The sequence below is a fragment of the Janthinobacterium glycogeni genome (assembly GCF_051380725.1).
In the GTDB taxonomy this organism is placed as follows: Bacteria; Pseudomonadota; Gammaproteobacteria; order Burkholderiales; family Burkholderiaceae_D; genus Janthinobacterium.
Window position 1 is genome coordinate 60703 of the sequence record NZ_JBNYXP010000008.1, and the last position, 12977, is coordinate 73679.

At 53.9% G+C, this 12977-nt stretch carries 26 protein-coding genes; all 26 read left to right on the forward strand.

Annotated elements, in window-relative coordinates:
• Nucleotides 1-3 precede the first annotated feature (3 nt).
• Nucleotides 4-624, forward strand: coding sequence for a 50S ribosomal protein L4 (gene rplD, locus ACQ4W4_RS19060; RefSeq protein ID WP_034753197.1), 621 nt, complete (start codon nucleotides 4-6; stop codon nucleotides 622-624).
• Nucleotides 621-938, forward strand: coding sequence for a 50S ribosomal protein L23 (gene rplW, locus ACQ4W4_RS19065; RefSeq protein WP_010394398.1), 318 nt, complete (start codon nucleotides 621-623; stop codon nucleotides 936-938). Before rplD ends, rplW begins: the two co-directional genes overlap by 4 nt.
• The gene (gene rplB / locus ACQ4W4_RS19070; RefSeq protein WP_034753198.1) at nucleotides 938-1765 is read left to right on the forward strand and encodes a 50S ribosomal protein L2; all 828 of its coding nucleotides are present in this window, start codon (nucleotides 938-940) and stop codon (nucleotides 1763-1765) included. The genes rplW and rplB overlap by 1 nt, the downstream gene beginning before the upstream one ends.
• A 10-nt stretch (nucleotides 1766-1775) precedes the next feature.
• Nucleotides 1776-2051 carry a 30S ribosomal protein S19 gene (gene rpsS, locus ACQ4W4_RS19075; RefSeq protein ID WP_008444295.1) on the forward strand — a complete coding sequence of 92 codons (276 nt, stop codon included), beginning with the start codon at nucleotides 1776-1778 and terminating at the stop codon, nucleotides 2049-2051.
• The gene (gene rplV, locus ACQ4W4_RS19080) at nucleotides 2048-2380 is read left to right on the forward strand and encodes a 50S ribosomal protein L22 (RefSeq protein ID WP_170840583.1); all 333 of its coding nucleotides are present in this window, start codon (nucleotides 2048-2050) and stop codon (nucleotides 2378-2380) included. Before rpsS ends, rplV begins: the two co-directional genes overlap by 4 nt.
• Before the next feature lie 9 nt (nucleotides 2381-2389).
• Nucleotides 2390-3214 carry a 30S ribosomal protein S3 gene (gene rpsC / locus ACQ4W4_RS19085; RefSeq protein WP_034753199.1) on the forward strand — a complete coding sequence of 275 codons (825 nt, stop codon included), beginning with the start codon at nucleotides 2390-2392 and terminating at the stop codon, nucleotides 3212-3214.
• 2 nt (nucleotides 3215-3216) lie between these two features.
• Nucleotides 3217-3636, forward strand: coding sequence for a 50S ribosomal protein L16 (rplP, locus tag ACQ4W4_RS19090; RefSeq protein ID WP_034753201.1), 420 nt, complete (start codon nucleotides 3217-3219; stop codon nucleotides 3634-3636).
• A gap of 12 nt (nucleotides 3637-3648) precedes the next feature.
• Nucleotides 3649-3840, forward strand: a complete 192-nt coding sequence (gene rpmC / locus ACQ4W4_RS19095) for a 50S ribosomal protein L29 (protein WP_010394412.1) — start codon at nucleotides 3649-3651, stop codon at nucleotides 3838-3840.
• Complete coding sequence (gene rpsQ, locus ACQ4W4_RS19100; protein WP_010394415.1) at nucleotides 3837-4109, forward strand: 30S ribosomal protein S17; 273 nt, start codon at nucleotides 3837-3839, stop codon at nucleotides 4107-4109. Before rpmC ends, rpsQ begins: the two co-directional genes overlap by 4 nt.
• A gap of 253 nt (nucleotides 4110-4362) precedes the next feature.
• A complete protein-coding gene (gene rplN / locus ACQ4W4_RS19105) occupies nucleotides 4363-4731 on the forward strand; it encodes a 50S ribosomal protein L14 (RefSeq protein ID WP_008444317.1) in 369 nt (122 codons plus the stop codon).
• Nucleotides 4732-4740: 9 nt separating this feature from the next.
• Nucleotides 4741-5055, forward strand: a complete 315-nt coding sequence (gene rplX, locus ACQ4W4_RS19110) for a 50S ribosomal protein L24 (RefSeq protein ID WP_034753204.1) — start codon at nucleotides 4741-4743, stop codon at nucleotides 5053-5055.
• Nucleotides 5056-5061: 6 nt separating this feature from the next.
• Complete coding sequence (rplE, locus tag ACQ4W4_RS19115; protein WP_010394421.1) at nucleotides 5062-5601, forward strand: 50S ribosomal protein L5; 540 nt, start codon at nucleotides 5062-5064, stop codon at nucleotides 5599-5601.
• A gap of 2 nt (nucleotides 5602-5603) precedes the next feature.
• Entirely contained in the window at nucleotides 5604-5909 is a 306-nt protein-coding gene (gene rpsN, locus ACQ4W4_RS19120; RefSeq protein ID WP_010394423.1) for a 30S ribosomal protein S14, read from the forward strand.
• Nucleotides 5910-5923: 14 nt separating this feature from the next.
• Nucleotides 5924-6319, forward strand: a complete 396-nt coding sequence (gene rpsH / locus ACQ4W4_RS19125; RefSeq protein ID WP_034753208.1) for a 30S ribosomal protein S8 — start codon at nucleotides 5924-5926, stop codon at nucleotides 6317-6319.
• 10 nt (nucleotides 6320-6329) lie between these two features.
• Complete coding sequence (gene rplF, locus ACQ4W4_RS19130) at nucleotides 6330-6863, forward strand: 50S ribosomal protein L6 (protein WP_034778281.1); 534 nt, start codon at nucleotides 6330-6332, stop codon at nucleotides 6861-6863.
• A 13-nt stretch (nucleotides 6864-6876) separates the two neighbouring features.
• On the forward strand, nucleotides 6877-7239 hold the full coding sequence (rplR, locus tag ACQ4W4_RS19135) for a 50S ribosomal protein L18 (protein ID WP_010394431.1): 363 nt from the start codon (nucleotides 6877-6879) through the stop codon (nucleotides 7237-7239).
• A gap of 9 nt (nucleotides 7240-7248) precedes the next feature.
• Nucleotides 7249-7767 carry a 30S ribosomal protein S5 gene (rpsE, locus tag ACQ4W4_RS19140; protein ID WP_010394433.1) on the forward strand — a complete coding sequence of 173 codons (519 nt, stop codon included), beginning with the start codon at nucleotides 7249-7251 and terminating at the stop codon, nucleotides 7765-7767.
• A 10-nt stretch (nucleotides 7768-7777) separates the two neighbouring features.
• On the forward strand, nucleotides 7778-7957 hold the full coding sequence (gene rpmD / locus ACQ4W4_RS19145; RefSeq protein ID WP_010394435.1) for a 50S ribosomal protein L30: 180 nt from the start codon (nucleotides 7778-7780) through the stop codon (nucleotides 7955-7957).
• Between the two features lie 30 nt (nucleotides 7958-7987).
• Nucleotides 7988-8419: a 50S ribosomal protein L15 gene (rplO, locus tag ACQ4W4_RS19150; protein WP_034753211.1), complete on the forward strand. Its 432-nt coding sequence runs from the start codon at nucleotides 7988-7990 to the stop codon at nucleotides 8417-8419.
• A gap of 32 nt (nucleotides 8420-8451) precedes the next feature.
• A complete protein-coding gene (gene secY, locus ACQ4W4_RS19155; RefSeq protein ID WP_010394438.1) occupies nucleotides 8452-9786 on the forward strand; it encodes a preprotein translocase subunit SecY in 1335 nt (444 codons plus the stop codon).
• Between the two features lie 18 nt (nucleotides 9787-9804).
• A complete protein-coding gene (infA, locus tag ACQ4W4_RS19160) occupies nucleotides 9805-10023 on the forward strand; it encodes a translation initiation factor IF-1 (RefSeq protein WP_005663428.1) in 219 nt (72 codons plus the stop codon).
• Between the two features lie 42 nt (nucleotides 10024-10065).
• Nucleotides 10066-10179 (forward strand): 50S ribosomal protein L36, encoded by a 114-nt coding sequence (rpmJ, locus tag ACQ4W4_RS19165; RefSeq protein WP_010394471.1) that lies wholly within the window; start codon nucleotides 10066-10068, stop codon nucleotides 10177-10179.
• A gap of 14 nt (nucleotides 10180-10193) precedes the next feature.
• A complete protein-coding gene (gene rpsM / locus ACQ4W4_RS19170) occupies nucleotides 10194-10559 on the forward strand; it encodes a 30S ribosomal protein S13 (RefSeq protein WP_046681666.1) in 366 nt (121 codons plus the stop codon).
• Between the two features lie 17 nt (nucleotides 10560-10576).
• Complete coding sequence (gene rpsK / locus ACQ4W4_RS19175; protein ID WP_010394475.1) at nucleotides 10577-10981, forward strand: 30S ribosomal protein S11; 405 nt, start codon at nucleotides 10577-10579, stop codon at nucleotides 10979-10981.
• A 258-nt stretch (nucleotides 10982-11239) separates the two neighbouring features.
• Entirely contained in the window at nucleotides 11240-11863 is a 624-nt protein-coding gene (gene rpsD / locus ACQ4W4_RS19180) for a 30S ribosomal protein S4 (RefSeq protein ID WP_071325659.1), read from the forward strand.
• A 111-nt stretch (nucleotides 11864-11974) separates the two neighbouring features.
• The gene (locus ACQ4W4_RS19185; protein ID WP_008444343.1) at nucleotides 11975-12952 is read left to right on the forward strand and encodes a DNA-directed RNA polymerase subunit alpha; all 978 of its coding nucleotides are present in this window, start codon (nucleotides 11975-11977) and stop codon (nucleotides 12950-12952) included.
• Nucleotides 12953-12977: the final 25 nt, after the last annotated feature.

Consider the following 12977-nt stretch of genomic DNA (forward strand, 5'->3'; position numbering starts at 1 on the left):
ACGATGGAACTCAAGCTTCTGAATGCGCAAGGTCAAGCCGCCTCGAACGTTGCTGCAGCCGATACGATTTTCGGCCGTGACTACAATGAAGCGCTGATCCACCAAGTCGTCATCGCGTATCAAGCGAATGCACGTAGTGGTAACCGCAAGCAAAAAGACCGTGAAGAAGTTCACCACACGACGAAAAAGCCATGGCGCCAAAAAGGTACCGGCCGCGCTCGTGCTGGTATGTCGTCGTCGCCACTGTGGCGCGGCGGTGGTCGGATTTTCCCGAACTCGCCTGACGAAAACTTCACCCACAAAGTGAACAAAAAGATGTATCGCGCAGGTATCTGCTCGATCCTGTCGCAGCTGGCTCGCGAAGAGCGCCTGATCGTCATCGACGATCTGACGATCGACGCGCCAAAAACCAAGCTGCTGTCGCAAAAATTGAACGGCCTGGGCTTTGATTCGGTTCTGATCATCACCGACGTTCTGAACGAAAACCTGGAACTGGCATCGCGCAACCTGCCTAACGTACTCGTCGTTGAGCCACGTCACGCAGACCCGATGTCCCTGGTGTTCTACAAGAAGATCCTGGTCACCAAAGCTGCATTGGCCAAGATTGAGGAGATGCTGGCATGAGCGCGATTTTGAAACATAGCGAAGAACGCTTGATGAAGGTGCTGTTGGCGCCCGTGATTTCCGAAAAGGCCACCATGGTCGCGGAAAAGAACGAGCAAATTGTATTCCGCGTACTGCCGGATGCAACCAAGCCTGAAATCAAGGCAGCGGTCGAACTGCTGTTCAAGGTTGAAGTTCTGTCCGTGCAAACTGCAAACCGCGAAGGTAAGCAAAAGCGCACCGGCAAGTTCAACGGTCGTCGTAACCATACCAAGCGTGCTTTCGTGTGCCTGAAGCCTGGCCAGGAAATCAACTTCTCCGAGGAGGCTGCATAATGGCACTCGTTAAGATGAAACCAACCTCGCCAGGCCGTCGCGGCATGGTAAAGGTGGTGAATGCCGACCTGTACAAAGGTCGTCCGTTCGCTGCCCTGGTTGAAAAGAAATCCAAGACCGCTGGTCGTAACAACAACGGTCACATCACCACCCGTCATATCGGTGGTGGTCATAAGCAACACTACCGCTTGATCGACTTCAAGCGCACCAAAGATGGTATTCCAGCGAAAGTGGAACGTATCGAATACGATCCAAACCGCACCGCGAATATCGCTCTGTTGTGCTACGCCGACGGCGAACGTCACTACATCATCGCAACCAAAGGCATGGCCGTTGGCGACAGCGTGATGAACGGTTCGGAAGCACCGATCAAATCGGGTAACTGCTTGCCAATCCGTAACATCCCGGTCGGTACCGTGATGCATTGCGTCGAAATGCTGCCAGGTAAAGGTGCCCAAATGGCACGTACCGCTGGCGCTGGCGTTGTGCTGATGGCACGTGAAGGTACCTACGCTCAAGTGCGTCTGCGCTCGGGTGAAGTACGTCGCGTGCATATCGAGTGCCGTGCAACGGTTGGTGAAGTCGGCAATGCCGAGCATAGCCTGCGTAAAATCGGTAAAGCTGGTGCGATGCGCTGGCGCGGTGTTCGTCCTACCGTTCGCGGTGTGGTCATGAACCCGGTCGATCACCCGCACGGTGGTGGTGAAGGTAAAACAGCAGCTGGTCGTCATCCAGTTTCGCCATGGGGCCAACAGACCAAGGGTAAGAAGACACGCAGCAACAAGCGTACTACTTCCATGATCGTCTCGCGCCGCGGCAAGAAATAAGGGGTAGCACATGACACGTTCATTGAAAAAAGGGCCGTTCTGTGACGCCCACCTGGTGAAAAAAGTTGAAGCCGCGCAAGCAGCCAAAGACAAAAAGCCAATCAAAACCTGGTCGCGTCGTTCGACAATCATGCCTGACTTCATCGGCCTGACGATCGCGGTTCATAACGGCAAGCTGCACGTGCCGGTTTATGTTTCCGAAAACATGGTTGGTCACAAGCTCGGCGAATTCGCACTGACCCGTACGTTCAAGGGCCATGCAGCTGACAAAAAGGCTAAGAAATAATGGAAACTAAAGCTATCCTCAAAGGTGTGCGCCTGTCGGACCAAAAGGGCCGCCTGGTTGCTGACCTGATCCGTGGCAAGAAAGTTGACGCTGCACTCAACATCTTGCAATTCAGCCCGAAAAAAGGTGCTGCGATCATCAAACGCGTTCTGGAATCCGCTATTGCGAATGCCGAGCACAATGATGGCGCGGACATCGACGAATTGTTCGTGAAAACGATCTACGTCGAAAAGGGCCCGGTCCTGAAGCGCTTCACCGCGCGTGCAAAAGGCCGTGGCGACCGTATTTCGAAACAATCCTGTCACGTTTACGTGACTGTCGGTAACTAAGGAGCCACGATGGGTCAGAAAATTCATCCAACCGGTTTCCGTCTGGCGGTCACCCGTAACTGGGCTTCGCGCTGGTATGCAGGCAACGGTAATTTCGCTGCCATGCTGAACGAAGACTTGAAAGCACGTGCTTACCTGAAAAAGAAACTGAAGAACGCTTCCGTTGGCCGCATCGTTATCGAGCGCCCAGCCAAGAACGCGCGCTTCACGATCTACAGCTCGCGTCCAGGCGTGGTCATTGGTAAAAAAGGCGAAGACATCGAAGTACTGAAGTCCGCGCTGACCAAGATCATGGGCGTACCTGTGCACGTGAACATCGAAGAAATTCGCAAGCCAGAAATCGACTCGCAACTGATCGCCGATTCGATCGCTCAGCAGCTGGAAAAACGGATCATGTTCCGCCGCGCCATGAAGCGTGCAATGCAAAATGCAATGCGCCTGGGTGCTCTCGGTATCAAGATCATGTCGTCCGGCCGTCTGAACGGTATCGAAATCGCGCGTAAAGAGTGGTACCGCGAAGGCCGCGTGCCTCTGCATACCCTGCGCGCCGATATCGACTACGGTACCAGCGAAGCGTCGACCACCTACGGCATCATCGGTGTCAAGGTGTGGGTATACAAAGGTGACCGCGCGCCTAACGGCGATGCACCAGTCATCGATACCCCAGCTGACGAGAAGAAAAGCCGCGGCCCACGCCGTGACGATGGCAAGCCAGCTGGCCGTCCACGTCCAGCCGGTGCCGGTGCGAAACCATCCACAGCACCAGGTGCACGTGTGCGTACCGCCGCTAAACCGGCCGCCGCAGCAGCACCAGCTGAGAAAGCAGGAGAATAATCATGCTGCAACCAGCACGCAGAAAGTATCGTAAAGAGCAGAAAGGCCGTAATACCGGTATTTCGCACAGCCGCGGCACCGCCGTGTCGTTTGGCGAATTCGGTCTGAAGGCAGTTGCGCGCGGTCGTATCACTGCGCGTCAAATTGAAGCGGCGCGTCGTGCAATGACGCGTCACATCAAGCGCGGTGGCCGTATCTGGATCCGTATTTTCCCGGACAAACCGATTTCGAACAAACCGGCTGAAGTCCGTATGGGTAACGGTAAAGGTAATCCTGAGTACTACGTCGCTGAAATTCAGCCAGGCAAAGTACTGTACGAAATGGATGGCGTTGATGAAGCGCTGGCACGGGAAGCATTCCGTCTTGCCGCCGCTAAACTGCCACTGGCGACGACGTTTGTCATCCGCCAAGTCGGCCAATAATTGGAGTTGTATATGAAAGCATCTGAACTCCGCGGCAAGGACCAGCCAGCTCTGCAAAAAGAGCTGAATGACCTGTTGAAGGCACAGTTCGGCCTGCGTATGCAAATCGCTACGCAGCAGCTGAGCAACACTTCGCAGCTCAAGAAGGTACGCCGCGATATCGCGCGTGTGAAGACGGTAATGAATCTGAAGGAAGCCAAATGAACGAACCAGTGAAACAGTCGCTCAAGCGCACGCTGATCGGTAAAGTGGTTTCGGACAAGATGGACAAGACCGTTACCGTTCTGATCGAGCGCCACGTAAAACATCCTTTGTATGGCAAGATCATCATGCGCTCGAACAAGTATCACGCGCATGACGAGACCAACCAAGTCAAGGCCGGTGACACGGTCGAGATCCAGGAAGGTCGCCCGATCTCCAAAACGAAGGCATGGACGGTGACACGTGTGGTTCAAGCCGCACCAACCGTTTAAATAAAAACCACCGTTTCGGCGGTGGCTTTTAATTAGTACTTGCAGGCCCGCAAATTGTATGTAATACTTGCGGGCTTCGTTCATGTAACGCCGCAAAGTGTCTGGCCACAGACAGTAGCATTCGCGGTCAGTTGATGTATGAAGGTCATGCACCCAAACAGTGAAGCCCAGCAGGGCGGCTCTGGCGGGACCAAGACTGACCGTGGGTCTACATTGTGTGGATTCTTCGGCTTAAGTTGGGAAAGAGAATACTATGATTCAAACTGAAAGCCGGCTCGAAGTGGCTGACAATACCGGTGCCAAAGAAGTAATGTGCATCAAGGTATTGGGCGGCTCCAAGCGCCGTTATGCTGGCATTGGCGATGTGATCAAGGTAACCGTTAAGGTTGCTGCGCCACGTGGCCGTGTCAAAAAAGGTGAAATTTATAACGCCGTGGTTGTGCGCACCGCTAAAGGTGTTCGCCGCCAAGACGGTTCCCTGGTGAAGTTCGACGGCAACGCCGCCGTTCTGTTGAACGCCAAGCTGGAACCGATCGGTACCCGTATTTTTGGACCTGTCACGCGCGAACTGCGCACTGAGAAGTTCATGAAAATCGTGTCCCTGGCACCGGAAGTCCTGTAAGGAGTCGTAATGGATAAGATTCGTAAAAACGACGAAGTCATCGTTCTGACCGGGAAAGACAAGGGCAAACGTGGTGTGGTACAGCAGCGTATCGATGCTGAACATATCGTGGTTGACGGCATTAACATCGCTAAAAAAGCGACTAAGCCAAACCCGATGACTGGCGTAACTGGTGGTATCGTCGATAAGACCATGCCAATTCACGTGTCCAACGTTGCATTGTTTAATGCAGCGACTGGCAAGGCAGATCGCGTGGGTTTCAAAGAAGTGGACGGCAAGAAAGTTCGCATCTTTAAATCCTCCGGCGAAGTAGTGAAGGCTTAAGAAATCATGGCACGTCTCCAAGAATTCTATAAAGAAAAAGTCGTTGCCGACCTGACCAGCAAGTTTGGTTACAAGTCGGTAATGGAAGTTCCACGCCTGACCAAGATCACCCTGAACATGGGTGTTGGTGAGGCTATCGCGGATAAAAAAGTTCTCGAGCACGCAGTTGCTGACTTGACCAAGATCGCCGGCCAGAAGCCAGTGACCACCAAGTCCCGCAAAGCGATCGCAGGCTTCAAAATCCGTGAAGGTTACCCGATCGGTACGATGGTCACCCTGCGCGGCGCTCGCATGTACGAGTTCCTGGATCGCTTCATTACCGTGGCTCTGCCGCGCGTACGCGATTTCCGTGGTGTGAACGGCCGTGCATTTGATGGTCGTGGCAACTACAACATCGGTGTCAAGGAACAGATCATTTTCCCTGAAATCGAATACGACAAGATTGACGCGTTGCGCGGTATGAATATCAGCATCACGACAACCGCTAAGACCGATGACGAAGCCAAAGCTTTGCTCGCCGCCTTTAAATTCCCTTTCAGGAACTGATCATGGCCAAACTGTCACTGATTAATCGTGAGATCAAGCGTGCTGACCTGGTGGCGAAATTCGCCCCTAAGCGCGAAGCTCTCAAGGCCATCGTCGATGACCAATCGAAATCGGAAGAAGAGCGCTACGAAGCTCGCCTGAAATTGCAGGCGCTGCCACGTAACTCGAACCCGACGCGTCAACGTAACCGTTGCGCCATCACTGGTCGTCCGCGCGGCACATTCCGTAAATTCGGTCTGGGTCGTATCAAGCTCCGTGAATTCGCCATGCGTGGTGAAATTCCGGGTATGACAAAAGCAAGCTGGTAATAGGAGAATATGCAATGAGTATGAGCGATCCTATCGCCGATATGCTGACCCGCATTCGCAATGCACAAGGCGTGCAAAAGACGACCGTGGCCATGCCATCGTCGAAAGTCAAAATTGCGATTGCCAGCGTCCTGAAGGACGAGGGTTACATTGAAGATTTCGCTGTTGCCGAAGCTGGTGGCAAAGCGGAACTGAAAATCGGTTTGAAGTATTATGTTGGCCGTCCCGTCATTGAGCGCTTGGAGCGCGTGTCCCGTCCGGGTCTGCGCGTCTACAAGGGTAAAGACGAGATCCCTGTTGTGATGAATGGCTTGGGTGTGGCGATCGTGTCGACTCCGCAAGGCGTCATGACTGACCGCAAAGCACGCGCTACCGGTGTCGGCGGCGAAGTTATTTGCTACGTGGCTTAAGGAGTTACACATGTCTCGAGTAGCTAAAATGCCTATCGTAGTGCCAGCTGGCGCCGAAGTCGCCATCTCCGCACAAGCGATCACCGTAAAAGGCCCGCTGGGCGTACTTTCCCAGGCCCTCACCGGCCAGGTCAAAGTGGAAAACAATGCAGGAACCCTGAGTTTCGACGTGGCGAACGACAGCCGCGAAGCCAATGCCATGTCCGGCACGCTGCGCGCACTGGTCAACAACATGGTTGTTGGCGTCACCAAGGGTTTCGAGAAAAAGCTGAACCTGGTAGGCGTGGGTTACAAGGCGCAAGCTCAAGGCGACAAGTTGAATCTGTCCCTGGGTTTCTCGCACCCTGTAGTGCATGACATGCCAGCTGGCGTTACCTGCGCAACACCAACCCCGACCGAGATCCTGATTAAAGGTATCGACCGTCAACAGGTTGGCCAGGTAGCCGCTGAAGTTCGTGCTTACCGCGCTCCTGAGCCTTATAAAGGCAAGGGCGTTCGCTATGCGGACGAAGTGGTTAAGCTTAAAGAAACCAAGAAGAAGTAATTAGGGGCTGACGATGGATAAGAAAGAATCACGGCTTCGCCGCGGACGCCAAACCCGCATCAAGATTGCGGAATTGAAAGTAAATCGCTTGTCGGTGCATCGCACCAACCTGCACATTTACGCCAACCTGATCAGCCCGGACGCTAAAGTCCTGGTTTCGGCCTCGACGGCTGAAGCGGAAGTTCGCGCTGAACTGGCAGGCCAATCCGGCAAAGGCGGCAATGCCGCTGCTGCAGCCTTGATCGGCAAGCGCGTCGCTGAAAAAGCGTTGAAAGCAGGGATTACCGAAGTTGCGTTTGACCGCTCCGGTTTCCGTTACCACGGCCGTGTGAAAGCGTTGGCAGAAGCCGCACGCGAAGCCGGTCTGAAGTTCTAAGGATCAATCATGGCAAAAATGCAAGCAAAAATGCAAAGCGACAAGCCGGATGATGGCATGCGCGAAAAAATGATCGCGATCAACCGCGTGACCAAAGTGGTCAAGGGTGGTCGTATCATGGGTTTCGCCGCGCTGACCGTAGTTGGTGATGGCGATGGCCGCGTCGGCATGGGCAAGGGCAAATCGAAAGAAGTGCCAGTTGGCGTGCAGAAGGCAATGGAAGAAGCCCGTCGCAACCTGATCAAAGTACCGCTCAAAAACGGCACCTTGCATCACACGGTTGTTGGTCGTCACGGCGCCTCCAAGGTCCTGATGAACCCAGCTAAGCCTGGTACTGGCGTTATCGCTGGTGGCGCAATGCGCGCTATCTTCGAAGTGATGGGCGTGACGGACGTGGTGGCGAAATCCACCGGTTCGAACAACCCATACAACCTGGTACGCGCTACGCTGGACGGCCTGTCGAAAATGAGCACTGCTTCCGATATCGCTGCCAAACGCGGCAAGTCGGTCGAAGACATTCTGGCTTAAGGTGGACAAAATGACAAACACAGTCAAAGTGCAATTGGTCAAGGGCTTGATCGGTACGCGCGAATCGCATCGCGCTACCGTGCGCGGTCTGGGTCTGCGTCGTGTAAATTCGGTTTCCGAATTGCAAGACACCCCATCCGTACGCGGCATGATCAATAAAGTATCGTATCTCGTTAAAGTTGTCGGGTAAGCCTTCGGGCTTACACGAACGGAGCAAATCATGGAATTGAATACTATTGCACCAGCCGAAGGCGCTAAGCACTACAAGCGTCGCGTCGGTCGCGGTATCGGCTCCGGCCTGGGTAAAACCTCGGGTCGTGGTCACAAAGGTCAGAAATCGCGTTCGGGCGGCTTTCATAAAGTCGGTTTCGAAGGCGGTCAGATGCCTCTGCAACGCCGTCTGCCTAAGCGCGGTTTCAAATCGATGCACGCAACCTTCAAAGCTGAAGTGCGCCTGTCCGATCTGAACAACCTGGCTGTTGGCGATGTCGACATTCTGGTCTTGAAGCAAGCTGGCGTTCTGGGCGTGTTGGCCCGTGACGTGCGCGTGATCTTGTCCGGCGAAATCACCAAAGCGGTGAATTTGAAGGGCTTGAAAGTGTCCGCTGGCGCGAAAGCCGCCATCGAAGCAGCCGGCGGCTCGGTAGCCTGAGTTGACCGCTAACAGCTTGATCGGAGCGAAAATTGGCGACTAATCCACAACTTGCTAAAAGTGCAGCGGCCGGTTTCCCTTGGGGACGGCTCTGGTTTTTGCTTGGCGCATTGGTGGTTTATCGTATCGGTGCTCACGTCCCGGTTCCCGGGATTGACCCGACACAATTAGCCTCGCTGTTCAAGGAGCACGAAGGCGGCGTCCTGGGCATGTTCAACATGTTCTCGGGCGGTGCCTTGTCTCGTTTTACAGTGTTTGCGCTGGGTATCATGCCTTATATCTCGGCCTCGATCATCATGCAATTGCTGTCGATCGTGTCACCGCAGATGGAAGCGTTGAAAAAAGAAGGCGAAGCAGGTCGTCGCAAGATCACCCAGTACACCCGGTATTTCACGGTTGCCCTGGCACTGTTCCAAGCGTTAGGCATTGCAGTCGCACTGGAGTCGCAAGCTGGTCTGGTGTTGGAACCTGGTCTTGCATTCCGCTTCGTGACGGTCGTCACTTTGTTGACCGGAACAATGTTTTTGATGTGGTTGGGTGAGCAAATTACCGAGCGTGGCTTGGGGAATGGCATCTCGATCATCATTTTTGCCGGGATTGCAGCAGGTCTGCCGTCGGCGTTGGGTGGCTTGTTCACTCAGGTGTCGAATGGTTCGATCGGCAGCTTCAGCGCGATTTTCATCGTGATTCTGGTAGCACTGGTAACGTACTTCGTTGTATTCGTCGAACGTGGTCAGCGCAAAATATTGGTCAATTACGCGAAGCGCCAGGTAGGCAACAAGATTTATGGCGGTCAAACCAGCCATTTGCCGTTGAAGCTGAACATGGCCGGCGTGATCCCGCCGATCTTTGCTTCTTCGATCATCTTGTTCCCGGCCACTATCGTGGACTGGTTTTCAAAGGGCGCCGACAACGCTAACCCTGCGGTGCGGTTCTTGAAAGATTTGGCAGCATCGATGGGGCCTGGTGAGCCTATCCATGCGCTGTTGTACGCAGTGGCGATCGTGTTTTTCTGTTTCTTCTATACAGCGCTGGTCTTTAACAGCAAGGAAACAGCGGATAACTTGAAGAAAAGCGGTGCGTTCATTCCCGGGATCCGTCCAGGCGAGCAGACAGCCCGTTACATCGACAAGATCCTGACACGCTTGACACTTGCCGGCGCAGTCTACATCACCCTGGTGTGTTTATTGCCGGAATTTATGCAAGCCCAGTGGAAAGTACCATTCTATTTCGGCGGTACTTCTTTATTGATTATTGTAGTTGTCACCATGGATTTCATGGCGCAAGTACAGAACTACGTGATGTCGCAGCAATATGATTCACTGCTGCGCAAAGCAAATTTCAAGGGCGGAATTCCGACGCGTTAAGCGCGGTAAACATACCGAATGGCAAAAGACGACGTCATACAGATGCAGGGCGAGATTCTTGAGAATCTCCCAAATGCAACATTTCGAGTGAAGCTGGAGAACGGACACGTGGTGCTCGGGCATATTTCAGGTAAAATGCGGATGAACTATATTCGCATTCTCCCTGGAGACAAGGTGACGGTGGAGTTAACGCCGTACGACCTGAGCCGAGCCCGCATTGTGTTCCGTACCAAGTAACACACTGAATCAAACCAAAGAAGCGAAAGAAAGAGCCCCAAAATGAAAGTTCTCGCATCAGTCAAGCGGATCTGCCGCAACTGCAAGATCATCAAGCGCAAAGGCGTAGTCCGCGTAATCTGCGTGGAACCACGTCACAAGCAGCGTCAAGGTTAATCGAGGAATAACAAATGGCACGTATTGCAGGGGTTAATATCCCAAATCATCAGCATACCGTTATCGGCCTGACAGCCATCTACGGTGTGGGCCGTCCACGCGCAGAGAAAATCTGTGCATCGACCGGTGTAGCAACCAACAAAAAGATCAAAGATCTGGATGACAGCGAACTGGAAAAGCTGCGCGATGAAGTAGGTAAATTCATCGTCGAAGGCGATCTGCGTCGTGAACTGTCCATGAACATCAAGCGTTTGATGGATCTGGGTTGCTACCGCGGCATGCGTCATCGTAAGGGTCTGCCTTGCCGTGGCCAGCGTACGCGTACGAACGCACGTACCCGCAAGGGACCGCGTAAAGCCGCTCAATCGCTGAAAAAATAATCCGCTAGGGAATAATTATGGCTAAGTCGCAAAATAACGCCGCATCAGCACGCGTGCGTAAAAAAGTTAAAAAGAACGTCGCTGAAGGCATCGCACATGTCCACGCTTCGTTCAATAACACCATCATTACCATCACCGATCGTCAAGGCAATGCCTTGTCGTGGGCTACCTCCGGCGGTGCAGGCTTCAAGGGTTCGCGTAAATCGACCCCATTCGCAGCGCAGGTCGCCGCGGAAGCCGCTGGTAAAGTGGCTGTTGAGTGTGGCGTAAAGAACCTGGAAGTACGTATCAAGGGCCCAGGTCCTGGTCGTGAATCCGCCGTTCGCGCGCTGAACAACCTGGGCATCAAGATCACCGAGATCCAGGACGTGACGCCGGTACCGCACAACGGTTGCCGTCCACCGAAACGTCGTCGTATCTAAGATAGTGTTGCAGAGGGCGCTTCGGCGCCAGCTGCTTTGCTGTCTGTTGTAACTCAGTACAGTTGTGTGAAAACGCTGGAGCAGGGAGCCGGAAACGGTTATACTGCCCGGCTGTTCTTGCCTGTCAAATTCTGTTTGACGGGTTTTTCGTTTTCAGCCACCGTCTGATTGAAACCAAATCAGACTAGCGCCTAACCGCATCAGTGTGTTTGATCATGCATGTGGCTGGGGCGTTATCATTTAAAAAAAGGAAGTATCGTGGCACGTTATATCGGACCTAAAGCAAAACTTTCCCGCCGTGAAGGTACAGACCTGTTCCTGAAGAGCGCACGTCGCTCGCTGGACAGCAAGTGCAAACTGGACGTCAAGCCAGGCCAGCACGGTGTCAAATCCGGCGCCCGCACCTCGGACTACGGTAACCAACTGCGCGAAAAGCAAAAAGTCAAGCGCATGTACGGCGTGCTGGAACGTCAATTCCGCCGCTACTTCGCTGAAGCAGACCGTCGTAAAGGCAACACCGGCGAAACGCTGTTGAAGTTGCTGGAAACGCGTCTGGACAACGTTTGCTACCGCATGGGCTTTGGCTCGACCCGCGCTGAAGCGCGTCAATTGGTCAGCCACAAAGCGTTCACCGTGAACGGTATCGTTGTGAACATCGCTTCGTACGCAGTCAAAGTTGGCGACATCATCGCTGTTCGTGAAAAATCGAAAAAGCAAGTGCGTATCGTTGAAGCACTGTCGCTGGCTGAACAAGTTGGTATGCCTAGCTGGGTTTCGGTTGATGCCAAGAAAATGGAAGGTACCTTCAAGTCCCTGCCAGAGCGTAACGAAATCGCTAACGACGTCAACGAATCGCTGATCGTCGAGCTGTACTCGCGTTAATAGTAATCAGTAGCAAGATCTCCGCCCACTTTGCTTTTGTAAAGTGGGCGTTTCACTAATGCCATCAGCCTTATCGGTGTAATGAGCCGAGGGTATTGAAAAGGACATTTCATGCAAAACAGTTTGTTGAAGCCACGTATTATCGATGTTGAAGCTCTCGGTGCAGGTCACGCCAAGGTCGTGATGGAACCGTTCGAGCGCGGCTATGGCCACACATTGGGTAACGCGTTGCGCCGCGTTCTGCTGTCGTCGATGGTAGGCTACGCGCCGACCGAAGTGACGATCGCTGGCGTCGTCCACGAATATTCCTCCCTCGATGGCGTGCAAGAAGACGTCGTCGATCTGTTGCTGAACTTGAAGGGTGTGGTTTTCAAAGTCCACAACCGCGATTCGGTAACCCTGACCCTGAAAAAAGAAGGCGAAGGCGCGATCCTGGCCTCCGACATCGACCTGCCGCATGACGTTGAACTGATCAACCCTGACCACGTGATCGCCCACCTGACCGCCGGTGGCAAGCTGGACATGCAGATCAAGGTTGAAAAAGGCCGCGGCTACGTTCCTGGTAACGTGCGTCGCCTGTCGGAAGACACGAACAAGACCATCGGCCGCATCATCCTCGATGCATCGTTCTCGCCAGTGCGCCGCGTATCGTACTTCGTTGAATCGGCCCGCGTCGAACAGCGTACCGACCTGGACAAGCTGATCATCAACATCGAAACCAACGGCGTGATCTCGCCGGAAGAAGCGATCCGCCAGTCGGCCCGCGTCCTGGTGGACCAGTTGAATGTGTTCGCCGCCCTGGAAGGCACGGAAGCGGCCGCCGAAGCGCCATCGCGCGCTCCGCTGGTCGATCCTATCCTGTTGCGTCCAGTCGACGACCTGGAGTTGACCGTGCGTTCGGCAAACTGCCTGAAAGCGGAAAACATCTACTACATCGGCGACCTGATCCAACGTTCGGAAAACGAACTGCTGAAAACGCCAAATCTGGGCCGCAAGTCCCTGAACGAAATCAAGGAAGTGCTGGCATCGCGCGGCTTGACCTTGGGCATGAAGCTGGAAAACTGGCCGCCTGCCGGCCTGGAAAAGTAATTCGTAGTTGTAGCAAACTGCCTGG

Bases quoted from the DNA above. Each gene is read 5' to 3' on its own strand.
- rpsK (WP_010394475.1), top strand. From the start codon at position 10,577: ATGGCTAAGTCGCAAAATAACGCCGCATCAGCACGCGTGCGTAAAAAA.
- rpmJ (WP_010394471.1), top strand. From the start codon at position 10,066: ATGAAAGTTCTCGCATCAGTCAAGCGGATCTGCCGCAACTGCAAGATC.
- ACQ4W4_RS19185 (WP_008444343.1), top strand. From the start codon at position 11,975: ATGCAAAACAGTTTGTTGAAGCCACGTATTATCGATGTTGAAGCTCTC.
- rplE (WP_010394421.1), top strand. From the start codon at position 5,062: ATGGCACGTCTCCAAGAATTCTATAAAGAAAAAGTCGTTGCCGACCTG.
- rplX (WP_034753204.1), top strand. From the start codon at position 4,741: ATGGATAAGATTCGTAAAAACGACGAAGTCATCGTTCTGACCGGGAAA.
- rpsH (WP_034753208.1), top strand. From the start codon at position 5,924: ATGAGTATGAGCGATCCTATCGCCGATATGCTGACCCGCATTCGCAAT.
- infA (WP_005663428.1), top strand. From the start codon at position 9,805: ATGGCAAAAGACGACGTCATACAGATGCAGGGCGAGATTCTTGAGAAT.
- rpsM (WP_046681666.1), top strand. From the start codon at position 10,194: ATGGCACGTATTGCAGGGGTTAATATCCCAAATCATCAGCATACCGTT.
- rpsC (WP_034753199.1), top strand. From the start codon at position 2,390: ATGGGTCAGAAAATTCATCCAACCGGTTTCCGTCTGGCGGTCACCCGT.
- rpsS (WP_008444295.1), top strand. From the start codon at position 1,776: ATGACACGTTCATTGAAAAAAGGGCCGTTCTGTGACGCCCACCTGGTG.
- rplF (WP_034778281.1), top strand. From the start codon at position 6,330: ATGTCTCGAGTAGCTAAAATGCCTATCGTAGTGCCAGCTGGCGCCGAA.
- rpmD (WP_010394435.1), top strand. From the start codon at position 7,778: ATGACAAACACAGTCAAAGTGCAATTGGTCAAGGGCTTGATCGGTACG.
- rplB (WP_034753198.1), top strand. From the start codon at position 938: ATGGCACTCGTTAAGATGAAACCAACCTCGCCAGGCCGTCGCGGCATG.
- rpsN (WP_010394423.1), top strand. From the start codon at position 5,604: ATGGCCAAACTGTCACTGATTAATCGTGAGATCAAGCGTGCTGACCTG.
- rplO (WP_034753211.1), top strand. From the start codon at position 7,988: ATGGAATTGAATACTATTGCACCAGCCGAAGGCGCTAAGCACTACAAG.
- rpmC (WP_010394412.1), top strand. From the start codon at position 3,649: ATGAAAGCATCTGAACTCCGCGGCAAGGACCAGCCAGCTCTGCAAAAA.
- rplN (WP_008444317.1), top strand. From the start codon at position 4,363: ATGATTCAAACTGAAAGCCGGCTCGAAGTGGCTGACAATACCGGTGCC.
- rplD (WP_034753197.1), top strand. From the start codon at position 4: ATGGAACTCAAGCTTCTGAATGCGCAAGGTCAAGCCGCCTCGAACGTT.
- rplP (WP_034753201.1), top strand. From the start codon at position 3,217: ATGCTGCAACCAGCACGCAGAAAGTATCGTAAAGAGCAGAAAGGCCGT.
- rplW (WP_010394398.1), top strand. From the start codon at position 621: ATGAGCGCGATTTTGAAACATAGCGAAGAACGCTTGATGAAGGTGCTG.
- rpsQ (WP_010394415.1), top strand. From the start codon at position 3,837: ATGAACGAACCAGTGAAACAGTCGCTCAAGCGCACGCTGATCGGTAAA.
- rplR (WP_010394431.1), top strand. From the start codon at position 6,877: ATGGATAAGAAAGAATCACGGCTTCGCCGCGGACGCCAAACCCGCATC.
- rpsE (WP_010394433.1), top strand. From the start codon at position 7,249: ATGGCAAAAATGCAAGCAAAAATGCAAAGCGACAAGCCGGATGATGGC.